Source organism: Acinetobacter marinus (assembly GCF_900096915.1).
Classification (GTDB): domain Bacteria; phylum Pseudomonadota; class Gammaproteobacteria; order Pseudomonadales; family Moraxellaceae; genus Acinetobacter; species Acinetobacter marinus.
The window spans coordinates 512,255-534,539 of the sequence record NZ_FMYK01000002.1 but is presented as its reverse complement, the minus strand read 5'-3'; the positions used below and the strand labels follow the sequence as shown (position 1 = coordinate 534,539).

The 22,285-nt window shown below is 42.8% G+C and carries 20 protein-coding genes; 16 read left to right on the top strand and 4 right to left on the bottom strand.

What is annotated here, in order from left to right:
* Positions 1-523 precede the first annotated feature (523 nt).
* The 8 genes from BLQ60_RS05900 (at position 524) to BLQ60_RS05865 (ending at position 6,869) form a co-directional block, all read left to right on the top strand.
* A complete protein-coding gene (locus BLQ60_RS05900; RefSeq protein ID WP_092617333.1) occupies positions 524-1,513 on the top strand; it encodes an MlaA family lipoprotein in 990 nt (329 codons plus the stop codon).
* A 35-nt stretch (positions 1,514-1,548) separates the two neighbouring features.
* On the top strand, positions 1,549-2,529 hold the full coding sequence (locus tag BLQ60_RS05895; protein WP_092617330.1) for a PP2C family protein-serine/threonine phosphatase: 981 nt from the start codon (positions 1,549-1,551) through the stop codon (positions 2,527-2,529).
* Positions 2,530-2,798: 269 nt separating this feature from the next.
* Positions 2,799-3,320 carry an anti-anti-sigma factor GigB gene (gene gigB, locus BLQ60_RS05890; protein WP_092617327.1) on the top strand — a complete coding sequence of 174 codons (522 nt, stop codon included), beginning with the start codon at positions 2,799-2,801 and terminating at the stop codon, positions 3,318-3,320.
* A gap of 39 nt (positions 3,321-3,359) precedes the next feature.
* Positions 3,360-4,178, top strand: a complete 819-nt coding sequence (locus BLQ60_RS05885) for a carbon-nitrogen hydrolase family protein (RefSeq protein ID WP_092617324.1) — start codon at positions 3,360-3,362, stop codon at positions 4,176-4,178.
* A gap of 43 nt (positions 4,179-4,221) precedes the next feature.
* Positions 4,222-4,728, top strand: a complete 507-nt coding sequence (locus BLQ60_RS05880; RefSeq protein ID WP_092617320.1) for a regulatory protein RecX — start codon at positions 4,222-4,224, stop codon at positions 4,726-4,728.
* A gap of 76 nt (positions 4,729-4,804) precedes the next feature.
* A complete protein-coding gene (locus tag BLQ60_RS05875) occupies positions 4,805-5,881 on the top strand; it encodes a hypothetical protein (RefSeq protein WP_092617317.1) in 1,077 nt (358 codons plus the stop codon).
* 14 nt (positions 5,882-5,895) lie between these two features.
* A complete protein-coding gene (locus BLQ60_RS05870) occupies positions 5,896-6,240 on the top strand; it encodes an RnfH family protein (RefSeq protein WP_092617456.1) in 345 nt (114 codons plus the stop codon).
* Between the two features lie 98 nt (positions 6,241-6,338).
* The gene (locus BLQ60_RS05865) at positions 6,339-6,869 is read left to right on the top strand and encodes a DUF2059 domain-containing protein (RefSeq protein ID WP_092617314.1); all 531 of its coding nucleotides are present in this window, start codon (positions 6,339-6,341) and stop codon (positions 6,867-6,869) included.
* 93 nt (positions 6,870-6,962) lie between these two features.
* Here BLQ60_RS05865 and BLQ60_RS05860 read toward each other — a convergent pair whose 3' ends face one another.
* From BLQ60_RS05860 to tig, 4 genes are all read right to left on the bottom strand, one after another.
* Positions 6,963-7,742: a DUF2846 domain-containing protein gene (locus tag BLQ60_RS05860; RefSeq protein WP_092617312.1), complete on the bottom strand. Its 780-nt coding sequence runs from the start codon at positions 7,740-7,742 to the stop codon at positions 6,963-6,965.
* Positions 7,743-7,973: 231 nt separating this feature from the next.
* Entirely contained in the window at positions 7,974-9,287 is a 1,314-nt protein-coding gene (gene clpX / locus BLQ60_RS05855; RefSeq protein WP_092617309.1) for an ATP-dependent protease ATP-binding subunit ClpX, read from the bottom strand.
* 28 nt (positions 9,288-9,315) lie between these two features.
* Positions 9,316-9,921 carry an ATP-dependent Clp endopeptidase proteolytic subunit ClpP gene (gene clpP / locus BLQ60_RS05850; RefSeq protein WP_092617306.1) on the bottom strand — a complete coding sequence of 202 codons (606 nt, stop codon included), beginning with the start codon at positions 9,919-9,921 and terminating at the stop codon, positions 9,316-9,318.
* 295 nt (positions 9,922-10,216) lie between these two features.
* Complete coding sequence (gene tig / locus BLQ60_RS05845) at positions 10,217-11,551, bottom strand: trigger factor (protein WP_092617304.1); 1,335 nt, start codon at positions 11,549-11,551, stop codon at positions 10,217-10,219.
* A gap of 360 nt (positions 11,552-11,911) precedes the next feature.
* Here tig and BLQ60_RS05840 point away from each other — a divergent pair, with 360 nt between their 5' ends.
* From BLQ60_RS05840 to BLQ60_RS05805, 8 genes are all read left to right on the top strand, one after another.
* On the top strand, positions 11,912-14,173 hold the full coding sequence (locus tag BLQ60_RS05840; protein WP_092617301.1) for a catecholate siderophore receptor Fiu: 2,262 nt from the start codon (positions 11,912-11,914) through the stop codon (positions 14,171-14,173).
* Positions 14,174-14,322: 149 nt separating this feature from the next.
* Entirely contained in the window at positions 14,323-15,000 is a 678-nt protein-coding gene (locus BLQ60_RS05835; RefSeq protein WP_092617298.1) for a Fe2+-dependent dioxygenase, read from the top strand.
* Between the two features lie 195 nt (positions 15,001-15,195).
* Entirely contained in the window at positions 15,196-16,890 is a 1,695-nt protein-coding gene (gene leuA / locus BLQ60_RS05830; RefSeq protein ID WP_092617453.1) for a 2-isopropylmalate synthase, read from the top strand.
* Between the two features lie 76 nt (positions 16,891-16,966).
* A complete protein-coding gene (gene metX / locus BLQ60_RS05825) occupies positions 16,967-18,148 on the top strand; it encodes a homoserine O-succinyltransferase MetX (protein WP_092617295.1) in 1,182 nt (393 codons plus the stop codon).
* Between the two features lie 2 nt (positions 18,149-18,150).
* Positions 18,151-18,744, top strand: a complete 594-nt coding sequence (metW, locus tag BLQ60_RS05820; RefSeq protein WP_092617293.1) for a methionine biosynthesis protein MetW — start codon at positions 18,151-18,153, stop codon at positions 18,742-18,744.
* Positions 18,741-19,334 (top strand): tetratricopeptide repeat protein, encoded by a 594-nt coding sequence (locus BLQ60_RS05815; protein ID WP_092617290.1) that lies wholly within the window; start codon positions 18,741-18,743, stop codon positions 19,332-19,334. Before metW ends, BLQ60_RS05815 begins: the two co-directional genes overlap by 4 nt.
* A 305-nt stretch (positions 19,335-19,639) precedes the next feature.
* Complete coding sequence (locus tag BLQ60_RS05810; RefSeq protein ID WP_378235231.1) at positions 19,640-21,085, top strand: TolC family protein; 1,446 nt, start codon at positions 19,640-19,642, stop codon at positions 21,083-21,085.
* Positions 21,082-22,260: an HlyD family secretion protein gene (locus BLQ60_RS05805; protein WP_092617284.1), complete on the top strand. Its 1,179-nt coding sequence runs from the start codon at positions 21,082-21,084 to the stop codon at positions 22,258-22,260. The genes BLQ60_RS05810 and BLQ60_RS05805 overlap by 4 nt, the downstream gene beginning before the upstream one ends.
* The last annotated feature ends 25 nt before the right edge of the window (positions 22,261-22,285 follow it).

Below are 22,285 nucleotides of genomic sequence, written 5' to 3'. Positions count from 1 at the left end.
CTAAGTGACTAAATCTGGCTCATTAATCTTACTGACTAAAAATTCGCTCAAATAAACTTCGAGTAATTCCTACCAATTCAATCAATGAAATATATCAATGAATCAACCAGCAAAAATCCACACAAGTTGTTCTTCTTTAACTCTTAATGATCTTCTCAATGCTTCGTCAGCATCAAGCTAGGTCGGCTATATTACTCTCTATCTCTAAAAAGTCAACTGGAAATTTAGATATTTTTTAAATCTTATTTCTAAACTTAAAACCCAACCAATTTAGCTAAGTCATTGTTTATCAATAATTTTTAATCTGCATCTCCGCCGATAGGTGCGCATTCTACACCATTCCAAAACCAACGCAACCCCATTTCTTATTTTTATTTTCCAAGCGTCCAATTTATCACCAATTTTATTTTCCTTTGCTTCTATATGCATTCGCCTGTTTTTACGGTGCATTATGCAAATCTATTGTTTTCGTTCGTTGCATTCCTTGGTATGATCAAAGTTATTCTTAGATTTTTGGTGTTTTATGTCCACTCCATTATTAAAATATGTGCTTTGTAGTGCGGTTTTGTATGCACCAATGGTTTTTGCACAAGACGCTACAGATACAGCAGTCGAAGCAACATCTTCAGCCGATGAATCAGCTACGAGTACAACTCCGTCTGATGCGCAAGTGGATCAACCTCATAAAAAGCCACGTTCTCACACCATCGAAACGCTCAAAAACATTCATAAAGATCAATTAAAAGTCGATGCTAAAGCGGCACAACCTGAGGCGGTTAAGGATCCACTGCAACCGTTAAATCGCAAAATTTATCATTTCAATGACACCTTAGATAAGCACGTGGTTCGCCCTGTTGCTGTGCAATATAAAGAGAAAATTCCTGAAGATGTGCGTGGTGGCTTTAGTAATTTCCGCAACAACATGCGTGATCCATGGAACTCCACCAACCAAATGCTACAAGGCAAGCCGAAGAAATCATTTAAAACTTTGGGCAAGTTTGTACTGAATACCGTCACCAGCTTAGGTATGGCGGATATTGCCAAGCGCAAAAACCTGACCTCGGAAAATGAGACATTTGGGAATACATTGGGTGTTTGGGGCGTTCCCTCAGGACCATACATCGTACTACCTATGTTTGGGCCGAGTACATTCCGTGATGGATTCGGTATGCTGGCTGTCGATACTTTCGCTCGCCCACAAGGATATTTGTACAAAGATGATAAGATTTTTTGGAGCATGGTTGCCCTTGAAGGTATCGACTCTCGTGCTCAATTTTTAGAATTAGATTCTGTGGTACAAGGCGATCAGTACGCTGCGCTTCGTGATGTGTATTTGCAACGTCGTAATTATGATATCGCGGTTCGTCGAGGTGAAGATCCAACTACAGATATGTTCATGGAAGATAGTTTCGATGATGATGGAACAACGATTGATGATCAAGATAATGAAACGTCAACCGATGATCCACAGCTTCAAGACGATGCCAATCAGAACCCATTACCGACACAATAAATTATCGCCACCCAACGATTAGGTTAGCTGTATTTATGTATTTCATTTACCCATCTCGAGAACTCCGACAACTAGATAAAGCCTTAATCTTGTTCGCCGATATCGAGTGGGTAAAATTAACCTTAGTCGAAATGTGTGATCCCAATCAAATCTATATTGCAGATGTGCACGACTTTTTGAATCATCAATGGGATTGCCCCACGGTCGTCATTGCTCTAGAGGATGAAGGTGCAGCACTGAGTCAGGCTTGGCAAAAAGGGGCGCTTGCAGGATGGATATGGGAAGATTTACCCGAACAACCCTTTGATAAATTACAACAAATCGAAGCGCAATATAAGCGCAATCAAGACAGTCGAGATTTACCCACTGCAGCAGAATTGCAACGACGATTATTACCCTCCCCTGAACAATTTCAGCAATATCAGTTTAAATATTTATTTCAACCGACTGCTTATCTTTCAGGGGATTGGATTGATTTTTGGCAGGTTGATGAACATAAAATTCTGTTTTATCTCGCCGATGTGTCTGGACATGGGGTCACCAGTAGCTTACTAACGTCGTGGTTGGCTGGATTTCATAAACGCGCCCATTCTCCTGAACATTTGGTTTTAAAACTCAATGAAATGCTAATCAAGGAAAATATTGAAAAGCACATTACCATGATCGCTGGCATGATTGATCTCGAGTCACATCAATTACAATGCATTAATGCTGGACACTTTCCGCCTGCACTGCATATTTGCAAAGGGCAAGAGCCACAGATTTTTCATTCGAGTAGCTTTCCACTCGGTTTAACTGAAGATTTAAAAGTCGAAAAAGTTGTCGTTGATATGCACGCAGAGAGTCAATTTATTATCTGCTCGGATGGTGCGCTAGAGCCTTACAAAGGTGGCATCAATGATCAATTTCAACTACTCTTACAAGACCTCCAAGCAGGAAATTTTAATCCACCTGCACAGGTCAATGATGATATTGCGATGTTAAAAATTATTCGATCAGCAGAAAGCCACGATTAAACTCTACAAAATCACATTTTAATAAACTTTTACCGTTGTTATCTATTCCGCCAATTCTGCGTAAATTTTCAACAATTTTTGTCGATTTTTTTACAATATTTTAGTGTAGCTATAATCCAAAACACTTTACTTTAGCCTAATGTGAGTTTAATCAAGCCATTGTTTTTAATAAATTTATCAAATATCAAGCAGAATATTTATAGTGCAATACTTGCGGACATATAGGCGCTATGTGATAATTATGTATGTCTTTTAATCATGGCATGTCTATGTCTATCGGTCATATTGAATATGCAAGTTTAAACGGTACCCACATTTTTAAAATTGTAGGCGAAGTCCGTGCTCATGGCTGCATAAGTTTAGATAAATTGCTCAACAGAATGGATCAAAGTGAACAGGTTGTTGGCGCAATTGTAGATCTTACCGAAACCACGTTTATTGATAGTACCGTGCTCGGTATCTTGGCAAAACTCGGTCTAAAATTGATGTCGAATCATCATATTCAAGCCGTGATGCTGTCTACCAATCCTGATATTACTACCCTTGCGAATAGTATGGGGCTAAATCAAGTATTCGTGATCTTGAATTATTGCGGGACTTCTGACGTCTGTACCAAAGCCTTGGTGGATGAAAACGTCACCCATTCAACTATGCTCAAAACCGTGCTCGAAGCACACCGTACCTTGATGCAACTGAATGAAAGCAATCAAAATATGTTTGAGCCTTTGGTCAAACAACTGCAAAAAGAACAAGCCTACGTTCAACCAGAAGCCTACAATTCCAAAGTTTAATACGCTTCTCTGCGCATTATACAAATCAGGAGTAAGCGCATGGCTTTACTCGCTGTCACACAGCTCAATTCCCAAAATGATATTGATGCCAACTTCTCCACGGTAGAACGCCTCATCATTGAGGCTAAAGCACAGCATGCTGAGCTGATCGTTCTACCTGAGAATTTTGCCTGCTTCGCTGCGGGCAAACAACCCGAAACCGCACAACGCTTTGATGAGCTGAAACAGCGCATTGAACAACTGGCGTTTAAACATCAAATCTGGATTATTGCTGGTACATTACCCTGCCCCTATCGTCCAGATGGCAAAATAGTCCCTGATGGTCGAGTGCGTACCGTAAGTCTATGTATCAGTCCTGAAGGAAAAACCGTTGCACGCTACGATAAAATTCATTTATTCGATGTGCAAGTGGGCGATCATATCGGTGGCTATCAAGAGTCGAAAGTATTCGAGCCAGGCGATCAAGCCATCATCGCAGAAACGCCTTTTGGCAATATTGGTCTGATGGTTTGTTATGATGTGCGTTTTCCTGAATTCGCGATTCACTTGCGTACACTAGGCGCAGATATTCTTACTATGCCAGCAGCGTTCACTTATACGACTGGCGAGATGCATTGGCAATTGCTTCTACAGGCACGCGCCATGGATACGCAATGCATGACTTTGGGCGCAGCACAACAAGGCTGGCATGGCAAGCGTCAAACTTGGGGGCGCAGCATGATCTGCCAAGCGCAAGGTAAAATTATGGCGCATACTGAGGGCGACGGCGCACAATTGATCCTTGCACCATTTGACCTTGAGGCACAGCAAACCATCCGTGAATCCATGCCACTGCAATCGCATCGCAAATTTATCTGATGAATTTCACTCACCACATCTTATCTATGAATAAACTGAAGCCATGACTGACGCTGATTCAGCATTTAACGACGTATCGCAAAAGGAAACCGCAACAGGCAAAGCGCTGACTGGACAGCGACTGCGCTCATTGGCATTTGCCTATCTCGCCAAAAAAGAATTTTCAAAAGCCCAACTACGGTCAAAATTGCTGGAGAAAGATGCTATTCCTAGCGAAGTCGATGCGTTATTAGATGAATTAGCACAGCAAAATTATCAAAGTGACGAGCGCATGGCAGGCATGTTAGTGCGTAGCAATTTGCGTCAAGGGCGAGGACCACAGCGCATTCAACAACAATTAAAAAAATATCATATCGACAGCACGCTTGCAGAACATGATCTGAGTGAAGTGGATTGGTTTGCTGAAGCCCTCGCCTGTAAAATCAAAAAATTTGGTGAGGATGTGGCGAGCGATCCAAAAATCAAAGCCAAACAAATTCGATTCTTACAATATCGTGGCTATCAGATGGATGTCATCATGCGTGTGATTCATCATAAAGCCGAAGATTAACTGTTTTAGTTTTGCTTTTAAGCCGTGACAAAGGCAAAATAGCGCACAAGATTTTAATTTCTTTAGCAATGATATGATGCAACAGCAATCTTCGTGGATGACACCAGTTCTGGCATTTTGTTTGTCATTTTTATTTAGCCTCACGCTGGCACCTACTTTAGGCTTAGTCGCTTATCAGCAATATGATTTTCTGCTCTTGTGGTTGGTGACCATGTTGCTTTTGGCATTACCTGCGCTGTATATGGAAATTGGTCTGGCAAAGCGTACACAAAGCTCGCCCCTGCAAGGCTTGATGAAGCTCACCCGTGATGCAGATCGCTCTACCCGTTGGCGTAGTGTTGGTTGGTTGGCAATCATTACCGTACCGCTGATTGCGGGTGCAATGTTGTATTTTGCACAAGGGACGTTGACACCACATTTGGATGTGGCGCTCAATCCAAGCATTATTATGCTGATTCTTACCATTGTTGCTGTGGCAGTATCCATGTTGCCACGCCTGATTTTAATCAGCATTGCTGCGATTGCCACGCTTGCATTTATTGGCTTAGGCTTGATGGCTGGGCATGGCACTTGGCAATGGACAGCGATTAGCTTTGCAGAATGGGGCAAAGTCGTTGCATTAACATTAGTCACAGGTGGTTTAGGATTAGGCTTGTACTGGCAATCGGTCGCTCAGCATGCGCAAGAAAAGTCGAGTAGCACACCGATCGTACTGCCAATCTGGATTGCACAAGCACTTGGCTTGCTTGCCATGTTATCGGTCAACCAGACGATGACAATGGCGCAAGCAATTTCTCTGCTTATCGCCGCGCTGGCAATCTCAGGTTTCATGCTACAAGCCGTTCGGGATCAACTGATTCATCGTCAAATCGCATTACCAATTCAAGCTGTAATCATGCTATTGCCTTTGCTAGTTTGGGCATTACCAATCAGCAATATACTTTTTGCCGCATTAGTCTTGATTGGTTTAGTGCTGTGCTTGGCTTATAGCATCTTCGCTGGCTGGCTGATGAAAATCAGTCATTTACGTAAATCACTCAATTTTAGCAGTGAAGCAACGTATAATATTTGGCGTATTTTTGTCCGTATTGTCATGCCTATTTCCATTGTGGTGGCGCTCATCGCTTGGCTACAAGCATTGATCCTCAATTAAGTATTGGTTAAATGATGACAAAGCAAACAGCGCCTACAGCACAGATCTGGATCGTATACTGCACACCCGAACAACAGTATTCGATCCATATCCCTTATCAAAGCAATTTAACCGCACGGCAAGCCCTTGAACAGAGTGGTTTAGCCGAACAAGTCGAGTTGCCTGAACCACTGGCGCTGGGTGTATTTGGCTTGCGTATCAAAGATCCAGACCAGCATATTTTAAACGCTGGTGATCGTCTCGAAGTCTATCGTCCGCTACACCTGAATCCCAAAGAAGTCCGTCGTCGCCGTGCAGCACAGCACCCTGTAGGGCGCTATCAGCAAGGCAATCAATGGAAAAAACAGCACAATAAATAGTATCGTGATCTGTTTCAATTTCTAGAAAAAAGAATTGTACTTTCATCACATTATGCTATGTTAAATTGAAAATAAGATGAATCTCTAGGACACACGCCATGCACAGGATCGCATGCTTTCTTTCTGCAATTATACTCAGCAGTGCTTTTGCCCTCTCATCAACTGCCCATGCAAGCCCTGCAAAGTCCAGCTCTGTAGAGCAACTTTTCGCATTGTCTGAAATTGAGCAACTGATTCAGAGTTCACTCAACGATCTACACCCACAGTTTGAAACCGAGTCTGAAAATATCATTATGCGCTTGATGGGCACAGAGCAACTCGATGCCCAGCAACTGATTGCTGCACAAGAGATTGCACAAATTCTGTTTGATACCACCAAAGATGTGCTAACCCAACCACAAGTCAAAATAAAAATGAAAGACATCATGCAAAATGTCTACACCGAAGAAGAAGTGCAAGCCTATATCCGATTTTTAAGCACCGCTGAAGGTCGCTCGATTAATCGCAAAGACATGCTGGTGGCGAATCAATTGCAAAAATATTTTCAATCCATCGCAGAAGACAGCTTTCAAAATACGCAATTTGAACAAAAATTAGAAGGTGTGTTGCTTCGCCTCATGCAACCATAAGCCACTAATAAGCAATTAAAAAGACGCCTAATGCGTCTTTTTTATGGCGAAGCTGTTATATCAGAGCATAGCATTCATTACCAACTCATCGGGTTACCAACTCAAAGGATTCCAGAGCTTAAATGGTTTTTTTATGGTTAAGCGCTCTTTCTCAGACAAATCATCTTTATCCACACGATGATAATCACCTTGATGAATATTACCAACCAAAGTCGCCTGCTGTAGCTCATCATATTTCGCAAAACTAATGCCCGGTGTTTTCAGCTGGGTTTGCATGATTTCCCGAGCGCCCAATTGTTCTGACATCAAATATAACGGTTTTTGATAGCTTCCGCCTGTACGAAAGCCTTGTTCTTCGTATTTGATATAGTAGGTCTGCCCTGCCTCGACATCAAAATCCAGCAACTTTGGCTTTTGAAAGTGCATATTTGCCAAGGGATGGCTGGTACTTAAACGATAACTTCCCGCTGGCAACTCGACCCAATAGTAGTGATTATCTATCAAACTCGGAATGCGCTCACCATTGATAAAGAAATTCGGCGCTAAGATTTCTTGACGATTCCACTCACTATGCGGACGATACATATACACCATTGCCGCTTGTGGATGGCGAATATTGACAGGTTGAAAATATTGCCCCGGCTCTTGATTAACCCATGCACCCAGCGAGAATTTACCCACACGATATTGCTCAAGCAAACCTGGCTCCTTGCTCAAGTCCACATCAGGCAAAGTCGAATGATTGATTGGCTGAGCTTGCGCTATAGCTTGCTCTTTGTGCCATAGCTTATGCCATAAGGATGATTGCTCGTGTCCTGTCGACGCACACCCAACCATCGTGGATGCAGTAATGAATATCCATAGATTCCGCATGACTTCCCTCTAGCGTGTTTTTCTTTTTGTATTCGATTTATTTGATCTGACCCAGCATCTCGACAGAATCATCCCTGTCCAGCTCTGAACCATGTTGATCAGCTCGCAAAATGAGCTCCGCTCACCTTTACTGCGATTTTGATCAAGATTAACATTTCATGCTCAATTTGCAAATAAAAAACGCATGATCGAAATCATGCGTTTTGAGATAGAGTCAACAGAATTTTAAAATTAAGCAGACTGCTGATCATTCACCACTTTTAAATCGACAGTTTTTTCCGATTCAATCTGTTCAGCTTTTGGCAAACGCTGTGCATCAAGTACAGGCGCAGCATTGTCTTGAATCACTTCCTCGGTAATGGTGACTTTGCCAATATCTTTAGCACTTGGTAAGTCATACATGGTATCGAGCAAGACATTTTCCAAGATCGAACGTAGACCACGCGCACCCGTTTTACGTTCCAATGCCTTTTTCGCCACAGCACGTAATGCGGTTTCTTCAAAGACCAAATCCACATCTTCCATCTCAAAAAGATATTGATATTGGCGAGTCAAGGCATTCTTTGGTTCAGTCAGAATTTGCATGAGTGCTGCTTCATCTAGCTCTTCTAGCGTGGCAATCACAGGCAAACGACCGATAAACTCAGGGATCAAACCAAATTTAATCAAATCTTCTGGTTCAACTTCACGGAATAGCTCACCGAGCTTCTTCACTTCGTCCTTTTTCTTCACTTCTGCGGTAAAGCCAATACCACCTTTTTCGTGACGTTGTTGCACGATCTTATCTAAGCCCGCAAATGCACCACCGCAAATAAACAAGATATTTGAGGTATCCACTTGAATGAACTCTTGCTGTGGATGCTTACGCCCACCTTGTGGCGGAATCGATGCAACCGTACCTTCGATCATTTTCAATAAGGCTTGCTGTACACCCTCGCCCGATACATCACGGGTAATCGATGGATTCTCAGACTTACGGGTGATTTTGTCGATTTCATCAATGTAGATAATGCCTTTTTGCGCTTTATCGACATCGTAATCGGCTTTTTGCAATAGCTTTTGCACGATGTTTTCGACATCTTCACCGACATAGCCCGCTTCGGTCAATGTGGTCGCATCTGCCATCGCAAACGGCACATCAAGCAACCGTGCAAGTGTTTGTGCAAGCAAAGTCTTACCTGAACCTGTTGGTCCAATCAGCAAAATATTACTTTTTGACAGCTCAATATCAGACTTGGCACCTGCCTGCTGCGTAATCTTCAAGCGTTTGTAATGGTTATATACTGCTACAGAAAGTGTCTTTTTCGCCCAGTCTTGACCAATCACATATTGATCTAAAGCCTCACGAATTTCCTGTGGCTTCGGCAGTGGACGAGATGCCCAATCACCAGACTCCACTTGCTGACTGGTTTGTACCAAATCAAGGCAGACATCGACACATTCATTGCAGATATAAGCATCTTCGCCAGCAATTAATTTGCCGACTTCTGCTTGTGATTTTCCACAAAATGAACAGCTTTTTTGTCCTTTAGTAGTTTCGGACATAGACACTCCAAAATTCGATCAGTCAGGGTTATGGACGCTTGCTGAGCACTTGATCAACGAGTCCATAGTCTTTGGCAGCTTGTGCCGTCATAAAATTATCACGATCGGTATCACGGGCAATACGGTCATAATCTTGACCGCTATGCTCTGCCATCAAGCGGTTTAAACGCTCTTTAATGTATAAAATTTCACGGGCATGAATCTCAATATCTGAGGCTTGACCACGGAAACCACCTAATGGCTGGTGGATCATGACCCGTGCATTTTCAAGACAGTAGCGCTTACCCTTGGCACCCGCATTGAGCAAAAATGCCCCCATTGAAGCGGCTTGCCCCATACAGTAGGTCACCACATCAGGCTTGATAAACTGCATTGTATCATAAATCGCCATACCCGCCGTCACCGAACCACCTGGGGAGTTGATATAAAGATGGATGTCTTTATCAGGATTTTCAGCTTCCAAAAACAGCATCTGTGCCACGATCAGATTCGCCATATTATCCTCAACTTCACCTGTGAGGAAAATCACACGTTCCCGCAATAAGCGTGAGAAAATATCAAAAGAACGCTCTCCACGTGAAGATTGTTCAACCACCATTGGAACGAGCGCATTATCAACACTTGGGACATACATAAGAATAATATTTCCTTTGATTTTTTAATCTCTACGAATGCTCTATATGCGTACAAGTCCGCTAATTTCAAGTCATTCACGCTTTCAGAATCTTGCAATATAACTTTGAATAGCAACTTCATCAAGCACCGCACTGGATTTCCGTGCAAAATTCATGCTCGACTTACATTTTGAAATATTACGCTTGGAACAATAAAGCACTACCTGTGAATAAACAAAAAAGCCAAGCAATCTCAGATTACTTGGCTTTGCATCATCAATTGATTAACGGATTATCTCGCAAAGAGAAAAACCATTAACCTTGTTGACGTGCTTGTTGTTCTTTCAAGAGATCTTGATAAGACACTTCAGTTTCTGACACTTTTGCACCTTGCAAAATGTGATCAACCACTTGATCTTCAAGCACAACCGCTTCGATTTGCGCACGTTGTTGCTTGTCAGTCGTGAAGTATTCGATCACTTCAGATGGATCTTCATAAGAAGACGCCATGTCTTCGATGAATGCTGTCACACGTGCTTGATCTACTTCAAGTTTTGCATCTTGCAATACTTTAGAAATTAATACACCCAACTTCACAGAACGCTCAGCTTGGTCTTTGAACAAGTCGTCTGGTAACACGCTTGAATCAAATGCTTGCGCACCTTGTGCACCAAATTGTTGCGTGAACTGTTGTACCATTTGTTGGCGTTGACGATCTATTTCTTGTGCAACCATTGATGCTGGTACTTCGATTTCATTCGCTGCCACAAGTGCATCAAATGCCGCTTGTTTCACTTGGCTACGTAGACCATTTTTCACTTCACGTTCCATATTTTTACGAACGTCAGCTTTGAGTTTGTCTACGCCTTCTTCTTCAGACAGACCAAATACTTCTAAGAATTCTTTATCGATTTCAGGAAGCTTTGCTTTTTCAACTTTCTTCACAGTGATTTTGAACTGTGCTGCTTTACCCGCAAGGTTTTCAGCTTGATAGTCTTCAGGGAAAGTGACATCAATCACTTTCTCTTCGCCTTTTTTCATGCCAACGATGCCATCTTCAAAGCCTGGGATCATTTGACCTGAACCAAGTACCAGTGTGTAGTCTTCAGCAGAACCGCCGTCAAACTTCTCACCGTCGATTGAACCTTCGAAGTCGAAAGTTACTTGCATTTCGTTTTTCGCCATACCCTTGGTTTCAGCCCAAGTTTGACGTTGCTTTTGCAAGTTTTCGATCATGACGTCAACGTCAGCATCTTTGACTTCAGCTTTTTTGCGCTCGATTTCCAAGCCATCAAAACCAGCCACTTGCACTTCTGGATACACTTCAACAGTCGCTTCATAGACCAACGCATCGTCTTTGTTTTCTACTTTTTCGATGTTTGGTGTGCCAACAGCGTTGATTTTTTCTTGTTGGATCGCTTCAAATACGGTGTCACGAATGATGTCATTCACGACTTCTTGGTAAATACCCGCACCATATTCACGGCGAACGACATTCACAGGTACTTTACCTGGACGAAAGCCGTTCATCTTCACAGTTTTCGCAGTACGTTGAATACGTGCTTCAAATTGTTCATTCACACGGCTGCTCGGTACTGACACATTTAAACGACGGGAAACACCCGAAACCGCTTCAGAAGTTACTTGCATGGCTTCCTCTATCTTTGGATTAATCATTACAGTTTTAAAAAAAGTGCCACATTATATGACAACATCGGACGATATACAAAACTTGTGCGTAAAATCTTTGTGTACTTTCATGTGAATTTTGACAAATTGAACCATGTTTTGATTTTTTTTTGCTGCGATTTGAGTTTTAAAAAGTACCGCCACAATCAATTTTGTTACGCAATTGTATGCAATCAATCACAATTTTCCTCAAATTCATTCTCAGCAGCTCAATTAATACTATTGAAAACACGAATAATTATCACTAACATATGCGCAATTTGTTACATGCTGTAGCATTTCCTTCGTAATATCTCCTTAATTTCTTTTTGGGAATTGACCATGAGTATGATTAAAAGCCGTAAACGTCCATGTGCATCGCAACTGCTTGCAGTCGCTGCAGCAGCACTTCCATTCGCAACACACGCCGTAGATCAAGTGGTTGAACTCCCCACGATTGAAGTCAAAGCGGAACAAGAAGGCTATAAAGTCGACAAAGTGTCATCTAGCAAATTTACTCAACCATTGGTGGATACGACACAAACTGTGGCGATCATTGGCAAGGATATTCTACAAGAACAATCCGCAAGCACACTCACAGAAGCCTTACGCAATGTGCCTGGCGTAGGCACTTTTGCATTGGGTGAGAATGGTCGCATGAATACAGGTGATGCCGTGACTATGCGGGGTTTTGACGTATCAAATAGTATTTTTGTTGATGGTATTCGTGATTTAGGCAATATTTCTCGTGACGTATTTAACATTGAGCAAATTGAAGTATTTAAAGGTGCGGCGGGTACGGATAACGGTCGAACGGCAGCTTCTGGTTCAATCAATCTAAAATCTAAAGAAGCGCAAGCTCAAGATTTCAATCGTGCAAGTATTGGTTTTGGCTCTGACAGTTATAGCCGTGGCACGGTTGATCTCAATCAAGCGGTGAGTGATGGGACGGCTTTGCGACTCAATGCCATGGTTGAACAAGCAGATGGCATCAATCGAGATGGTGTCGAAAACAAAAAATGGGGCATTGCACCCTCGCTTGCCTTTGGCTTAGACACAGATACGCGTCTATTTCTAAACTATTTACATATCGAGCAAGACAATGTCATCGATGGTGGAGTATCTACCGTTGGGCTAGATGGATTTGATGCAAGTCGCAACCCAACTTATGCAGCCATAGCGGATTATCTCAATAGTCATCCTGTTGATGCCTCGACTTTTTATGGCTCTAACAGTGATTTTGATGATGTCAAAGCAGATATGGCAACGCTTCGTATTGAGCACGATATCTCTGAACAAAGCAAATTAAGCAGTGCGCTACGTTGGGGACGTATGACACACAAATATTTGGCAACAATTCCCATGGGCTTCACAGTCAATGGTGACGCCGAAGATACCTTAATTGGTCGTAGTGGCAATAATGGCGATACAGTGAACAAAATTTTGACTAGCCAAACCAATTTAAGTACGGTATTTAATACAGGTTCAGTTCAGCATAATCTCAGTACGGGTATCGAAATCACACAAGAGGAAATGGATAGTTATGGATATGATGTGACGGTCTTGCCAACATCACTCTACGATCCAGATGCCGATCTTGAGTCATCAATGACACGCAACCCGAGCTACTCAAATGGTCAGCTTGATACATACTCCATCTATGCTTTTGACACATTGAAATTATCGCCACGCTGGTCAGTGAATGGTGGCGTACGCTTAGATCACTACAAACTAAATGCCAAAGGAATTAGCAATACCGCTGGACGTGGTCAACCTGCAAATTATGAGTCATTCCAAAGTGATACTTCCGATAACTTGTTTAACTGGAAAGCAGGTGTCCTCTTTAAACCTACCGAAAATGGGAGCATTTATGCAAATTATTCGGTTCAGCAACAACCCCCAGGCACCATCACAGGTGGCGATGGTCTAGCAAGTAGTAATGCCTTTGCGCCTTCAACCAGTGCCAATAGTAATAATAATTTAGCCATGGATCCGCAAAAAACTAATAATGCCGAAATCGGTACCAAATGGGAGTTTATGGATAAACGACTACTACTGAGTGGTGCTGTTTTTCACACTGAACTCAGCAATGAAATGACCCAAGATGATGACGGCAATTACTATCAAAACGGTAAAAAATCAGTACAAGGCGTTGAGCTTGGTGCAGTTGGTCAAATCACCGATCAATGGCAATTAAGTGCTGGATATACTTATCAAGATTCCGAAATTGAAAATGTTACTCAAGCAATCGGTACGGGTGCAGTTTCAGCGGATGGCTCTGACGAAATTCCATTTACCCCGACAGATGCATTTACACTGTGGTCTACATATAAAACAGATAAATGGAGCATCGGTGGTGGCACACGATACATTGGTGAAATGAAGAAATCTCGTGATGGCAACCAAGTCGGTCCTTCGGTTGTGCCTGATTATTGGGTTGTTGATGCAATGGCAAGCTATCAAGTGACCAAAAATATTGGCATCCAACTCAATGTGAATAATTTATTTGATGAAGAATACATTGCAAGTATTAACCGTGGTGGCTGGCGCTATATTCCAGGTGCTGAACGCAACTATCGTGCTGCATTAAACTTTAACTTCTAATCTGCACCCTGCAATTGCTGCAATTGAAATTCACTGAAGTTAAAACGTACTGAGCTCAAAAGCCTATCTGCTGGTATTATCACATCCTGATGGTGTCCGCATGATGGGCTTTTTTCATCTCTTTTATGCACTGAACATTTGAGTTAAATATGATTTTACATATTCCTGATGTGTTAACCAAAACACAAGTTCAACAGTTTTATCAAACCTTAGAACAAGCTGATTGGGTCGATGGGCGTAACACAGTTGGCGATCAAGGCGCAAAGGTCAAACGCAACTTACAACTGCCAGAACATGGTGAAGTTGCACAACAACTGGGCAAAATTATTCTCGAACAACTCAATAATAATCCATATTTTTTCGCCGCAGCCTTACCGCTTCGTATCGTCCCACCCTTATTTAATCGTTATGAAGGTGGTGGTGAATATGGTTTCCACGTTGATGGTGCGGTACGTGGCTTTCATCAATCGCCAAATCTACTTCGCACCGATTTATCTTGTACAATCTTTCTCAATGAACCTGATGACTACGAAGGTGGTGAATTGATCATCCAAGACCTCTATGGTGAGCATGAGGTTAAACTCCCTGCTGGTGATATGGTGCTCTACCCTTCAACCAGTATCCATAAGGTTACCCCTGTCACTCAAGGCAAACGTGTTTGTTCATTCTTTTGGGTTCAAAGCATGATTCGAGATGATATCAAGCGCACCTCATTATTTGAGTTGGATCAAGTGATCACGCGAATGCGCACCAAAGGTGAAAGTGAAGACACTTTGGCATTAGCGAATCATTACCACAACCTTTTGCGCATGTGGAGCGAGATTTAGAAATTATTTTCACTTTAACCTAATATATTTAAAATTTACACCAAACCACCCCATACTTTGGGCGAGAATCGAAATACATTTTCATGTTTTAGGCGTACAATAAAAGACAATCAAAGTATGGTCTTTTTTGTATTATCCACGCAAAACGACTTATACAGTTATTGTGTGCGCACATTCGTCAAAAGCGGAGTTTTCATCATGTTAAAAGATCCAAGTCAAAAATATCGTCGCATGTATCAGCGTGTCGATTTACCCGATCGTCAGTGGCCAAATAATGAAATTACCACGGCGCCGATTTGGATGAGCACCGATCTGCGTGATGGCAACCAAGCGATTTTCGAACCGATGAGCATCGAACAAAAATTCAAGATGTTCCAAATGTTGGTCGGTATCGGCTTTAAACATATCGAAATTGGCTTCCCTTCTGCGTCACAAGTCGACTTTGATTTTACCCGTAAATTGATCGAAGAAAATCACATTCCCGATGATGTCTATATCGAAGTTTTGGTTCAAGCCCGTGATCACTTGATCGAGCGTACTTTTGAATCATTAATCGGTGCGAAGCGTGCCATCGTGCATATTTATAATTCAAACTCGCCAACTTTCCGTAAAAAAGTCTTAAATGTCGATGAAGCGGGTGCAAAAACCTTAGCGATGAATGCAGCGAAGAAGGTCAAGCAAACTGCGGAAAAATATCCTGAAACAGAATGGGTATTCCAATATAGCCCAGAATGCTTTACTGCAACAGAATTGCAAGTTGCTAAAGATGTCTGTGACGCCGTCACTGAGATCTGGGAAGCATCTGCGGACAACAAAGTCATTTTAAATTTACCTGCGACGGTTGAAGTGTCTACGCCAAATGTCTATGCCGATCAGATCGAGTGGATGCACCGCAACTTACAACGCCGTGAAGGTGTGATCATTTCTGTTCATCCGCATAATGACCGTGGCTGTGGTATCGCTGCTGCTGAACTTGCTTTGATGGCAGGCGCAGATCGTGTCGAAGGCTGTGTGTTCGGTAATGGCGAACGTACGGGGAATGTCGATGTGGCAGCCGTTGCCTTGAATATGTACACCCAAGGTGTTGCGCCTAACTTAGATTTCTCTAACGTCAATGAAATCATTGCGACCATTGAAGAATGCACAGGGTTGCCAGTGCATCCACGTCATCCATATGCAGGTGATTTGGTGTTTACTGCATTCTCAGGCTCGCACCAAGATGCGATTAAAAAAGGCTTCGAATTCCAAAAAGACGAAGACATTTGGGACATGCCATATTTGCCAATCGACCCGAAAGATTTGGGACGTAGCTATGATGCAGTGATCCGTGTCAACAGTCAGTCTGGTAAAGGCGGTATCGCCTACTTACTTGAATCAAGCTATGGTGTCGTTTTGCCACGTCGCTTGCAGATTGAATTCAGTCAGATTGTGCAACAACACACCGATGAGCACGGCACCGAAATCAGTGCGGATCAAATTTGGGAATTGTTCAAACAGACTTACATCTACACTGGAATGAATTATTATCAAGTGAAAAATTATCACTTGTCGGATCACAATGGTCGTCAAGCGGTACAATTTGAAGTGTTGGCAGGCGGTGAAGTGCGTCATCTCACAGGTGAAGGTAATGGACCAATTTCTGCGATTTTGGATGCGATTGCCCTACCGATTGATGTATTGAACTATGAAGAGAAAAGCATCGGTCATGGTGCCAATGCCAAAGCACTTGCCATGATTGAACTCCAAATCCAAGGTCAACCAATTAGTGGTTTTGGTGTCGGTATTCATGACAATATCGTCACAGCTTCGATCGAAGCGATCTTGGCATGTATCAATCGCATGATCAAAAATGGTGCAATTGAAGCTGAACAAATTACAGAATCTGCGTAAAAACACAGATTTATATATGGAAGGATACCAATTTATTGGTATCCTTTTGTTATGAAAAATCAATCAAGGGATTAGCGTGAGCTTTGCAAGCGATTCAGTAGGTATCGTCAGTCCAGAAAAGTTTAGTTTTGAAGAGCCACTTGAGCTGGAATGTGGTCGAGTATTGCCACGTTTTGAAATCATGGTGGAAACTTATGGACAACTCAATGCAGATCGCTCCAATGCGATTTTGATTTGTCATGCCCTATCAGGACATCATCATGCCGCAGGCTATCATCACGAAGATGATAAAAAAGCAGGCTGGTGGGATGAGTGCATCGGACCAGGTAAAGCCATTGATACCAACCACTTCTATGTGGTGGCGCTGAATAATATCGGTGGTTGTAATGGCTCCACGGGACCAACCTCGCCAAATCCCGAAAATGACAATCGTCCGTATGGTCCAGATTTTCCGTTGGTGACGGTGCGTGATTGGGTCAAAACTCAAAAGATGCTCTCTGAGCGTCTCGGCATTGCGGTTTGGCATGCGGTGATCGGTGGTTCATTGGGCGGTATGCAAGCACTGCAATGGTCGGTCGATTATCCTGATGATTTACGCAATTGTGTGATTGTTGCCAGCTCACCAAAACTCACTGCTCAAAATATTGCCTTTAACGAAGTAGCACGTCAGTCAATCTTGTCTGACCCAGATTTTCATCATGGACGTTATCTTGAGCATGACAGCTATCCAAAGCGTGGCTTGATTTTGGCACGCATGGTCGGACATATCACCTACTTGTCTGAAGAAGCGATGAAGCAGAAATTTGGGCGTGACCTAAAACTGGGCAAATTCATGTACGGCTTCGATGTCGAGTTCCAAGTGGAAAGCTATTTGCGTTATCAAGGTGAACAATTTAGCCGAAACTTCGATGCAAATACCTACCTGATCATGACCAAAGCCTTAGATTATTTCGATCCTGCACGAGAGTTTGATGGTGATTTACCCAAAGCACTTGCACAGACCAAATGTCGATTCTTAGTCGTGTCATTCACCACCGACTGGCGCTTTGCCCCATCACGTTCTCAAGAAATCGTCAAAGCGCTGACCTCAAACCACAAGCCTGTCAGCTATGTCGATATCGAAGCAGAACAAGGTCATGACTCCTTCTTATTTCCAGTGCCGTTGTATGTAAAAACCATGCACAACTTTTTGACCAGCAGTTTGAATAGCATCTCTGCACCACAAACGCACACTCAAACCACGGGACAAGGAGCTTAAGCATGCGTTTAGATCAACAATTGGCAGAAAAATGGATCAAACCCAACTCTCGTGTACTCGATCTGGGCTGTGGCAATGGTGAATTGCTCGCCCATATGCAGAAAAAGCACGGTGTACAAGCCTATGGACTCGAAATTGATCAAGAAAAAATCGCTGTTGCCATTGGTCGGGGCTTGAATATTATTCAACAAGACCTTAATCTAGGCTTAAAACAGTTTGCAGACCAGAGTTTTGACTACGTGGTCATGGCACAAGCTTTGCAAGCAGTAGATACACCTGATGTATTGCTTCGTGACATGGTGCGTGTAGGACGGGAGGCGATTATTACCTTTCCGAACTTTGCCCATTGGAAAACTCGATCTTTTCTCGCCTTAAAAGGGAAAATGCCTGTTTCTGACGCATTGCCATACATGTGGTACAATACGCCCAATATTCACTTGTGCACCTTCAAAGATTTTGAAGCCTTATGTGCAGAAAACAATATTCGAATTATCAATCGCCTCGCTGTAAACGATAATCAGCAAGGCAGTTTGATTATGAAATACATGCCCAACATGTTTGGGGAAATTGCCATTTACAGAGTAAGTGCCCTATGAAAAAACTCGCTATAAGTAGCCTTTTTGGCTTCCTTAGTGTTGCTGCGATGTCGACTCATGCCGAACTTATCAGTCAACAGCCGTCTAGCCAATCTACCGTTGCACAATACGCAACCATGCCGATCCAACAATTGGCGCAAAATGCCCAAGCTGGTCAAGCGCCTGCACAATTTTTTTTGGCAGATCGCTATAAGCGTGGTCAAGGCGTTGCCAAAGACATGAACCAAGCCTTTGCATGGTTTAAAAAAGCTGCCGATCAAGGGATTCCAGCTGCACAGCTCAATGTCGGTCAGATGTATGCCAGCGGTAATGGCGTGAAGAAAAACATCGACTCAGCAAAACAATATTTGATGAAAGCGGCTAAGCTCGGTGATAACCGTGCCAGCTACAATCTCGCTGTACTTGAAGAACGTGCTAAAAACTATGCGGGTGCCTATCAATGGTACGAGCTATCTACTCGTGATGGTATGCTCGACTATCGTGTAAAAGATATGTCTGAAAAGAAAATTGTTAAATTGGCAGCGAATCTCAGTCAAAACGATATGCGCCTTGCCCGTGAACGTGCTGATCGTTGGATTCAAACGGATTAATTCAACAGTCATCATCTCATTTCTCAAAAGCCAATGTTCATCATTGGCTTTTTTGCATTTTGCACTGCCATGGATATGTTTATCGGGCGATTTCCCATTTGAATTGCCAATGGTGTACAGCTGCTCACCGACTTGGAAGTAACGAAAATCATTTTTTCTGAATTATGCATGCTTTATACTATGCGCAGGTTGACTTGCGATGAGCGGTGACAATGCGCCAAAAAAACGATTCTAAAACCATAGCTTACAGCTCTTTTTTATTTGACAATTTTCTTAATAAAAATACCTCACGCCTGTTGCTCGGTATGACAGCGCTTGCCAGCTCCATGGCATTTGCGCAAAGCTATAGTTTTGAACAAGCCGAACAACGTGTTTTTAACGAATCGTACAGCATGCAATCGCAACGTGCTTTACAGCAAGCTGCTGAGCTCGAGGCACAAGCTGTCAAACATTTAGGTTTACCTCGAGTCGATTTAAACGCACGTGCTTATGCATTTCATGCCGAAACTGATGTCCCGCTTGACCAGTTTAAACAAAGTATTGAAGATCAGCTCTCGCAGCGGGTCAGCGATCGAATCTCTGAACTTGAAAATGCAGGTGTGCCGAGTAGCGCATTGGATGGCGTACAGTCTGGGATTAACAATATTATCCATGATGGGGTCAGCCAATTTCCAAACTACGCCCATCTCGAACTCGAAGATGAAGTATTTCGCCCAACGGTCTCGGTCAGTATGCCGATCTATACGGGTGGCTTAACCAGTAGCGCCAAAGAAATTGCCAAAATTCGAGCACAAGGCAGTCGCTTTGATCAAGCACAAGATGAAAATGCACAGCGCTATCAACTCATTACTCGCTATTTCGATGTGCAACTACAACAACAGTTATTTGCCTCCAGTCAAAACAATCTGAATGCGATGCAGCGCCATTTAGACAATGCTTTAAAACTCGAACAACAAGGCTTTATCAGCCGTGGGCAACGCATGCAATTCGAAGTGGCTCGCAACAATGCCGATCGTCTGTATCAAAGCGCTCAGCGTCAATTACAGTCTAGCCAATATCAACTACAAAATCTGTTGCATAGCCTCGACACCATCGAGCCGAGTACGCCCCTATTTGTCAATGAACAACAGTCTTTGGATCTGACTGCATTAATGGACAGCTATGCAGAAAATTCGCCATTGATTCAGAAACTGCAAAACAATACGGTACTGGCCCAGCAAAACGTCAAAGTCAAACAAGCCGCACAAAAGCCTAAAGTATTTGGCTTTGGTGAATATGCTTTAGATGATGAAGAAAATTGGATCGTTGGCGTGATGGCGAGCTATAACCTGTTCTCTGGCATTGATAAACGCAAACAAGTGCAAGCTGCACAGCTACAAAGCCAAGCTGCACAGCTACTTACCGAACAAAGTAAAGTTGAACTTGCCAATGTGATTTATAGTAGCTATCAATCCATGCTCGGCGCTCAGCGTAGTCATCAATTATTAAAAGATAATATGCGGGCTGCCGAAGAAAACTTGCGCATTCAAACCCTGTCTTTTCGTGAGGATATGGGCACAGCGACCGATGTGATCGACGCTGAAAATAATATCAATGCATTGCATGCCGAGATTGCCACCAATGCTTATAAATATGTCATGTCCTTGGCGACATTGTTACAAAGTCACGGCTCACTCGATCAATTTCAAAATTTTATCCATGCACCTGATAGCGATAAAATTGTCACCACAGTTGCAGGAGGTACACCATGAACGATCAACACAACAATGATGTATCAGGCAACAATGCTTCAGGCAATAATTCATCAAACAGTAATTCAACAAGCAAAGATTCATCAAACAACGATGTATCCAATAATGGCGTAGAAAATAACGCACCGCAAAACCAGTCTGAGAGTAATTTTTCTGAAAGCAATTTGAATGACAACAGCTCAAATGCGCAGAAAAAATCAAAACTGAAAAAAGCCATTGCTGTATTGGTGGTATTGATCTTACTGGGCTTGATTATTTTTGGACTATGGAAAAGCTATCAGCCAAAAACCATTAGCATTCAAGGACGTGTTGAAGCCGATACCATTCATGTCAGTAGCAAAGTGCCGAGTCGTATTGAACAACTCTTTGTGCATGAAGGTGAACAGGTGAAACAAGGTCAGGCACTGATCAAACTCAGTAGTCCTGAAGTCGAAGCGAAAAAGCAACAAGCCCTCGCCTCACTTCAATCCGCGCTCGCACTACAATCCACCGCAGAACGTGGCTCGCAACAAGAAAATATTGATACGCTCTACGCCAACTGGCAAAGTGTCAAAGCACAAGCAGCACTGGCAGAAACCACCTATCAACGTGGACAAACTTTATATCAACAAGGCGTGATCTCTCGTCAACGTCGTGACCAAATGCACGCTGCCAAAATTTCTGCCAACGAACTAGCGGAAGCATCGTACCAACAATATGCCCGTGCCGAACGTGGCAGTACCACACAGCAAAAATCCTCTGCCGATGCACAAGTAGAAATTGCTCGTGCTGCGGTGAGTGAAGCCAATGCTATGGAAGCAGAAACCTTACTGCATGCACCACAAGATGCCACCGTGTCAGAGATTTATGGTGAAACCAGTGAATTGGTGGTGATGGGCGTGCCGATTATTAGCCTGCTGACGGATGATTATTGGGTGAGTCTGAATGTGCGTGAAGATCAATATGCCAATGTTTATAAAAAGAAAAGCCTTGAAGGCTATATCCCTGCGCTAGATCAAAAAACGACTTTTTTGATCAAAACCATTGATGCAGAAGGTGATTTTGCCACCATTAAAACCACACGTCAGACGGGTGGATATGATATTCGTAGTTTTAAATTGCATCTTGAACCTGAACAAAAAATCCCTGATCTCAAAGTCGGCATGAGCGTGATCTTTGAAGTTGAAGGACAATAAAGCCTTGAATTTTCCAAAAATTCGA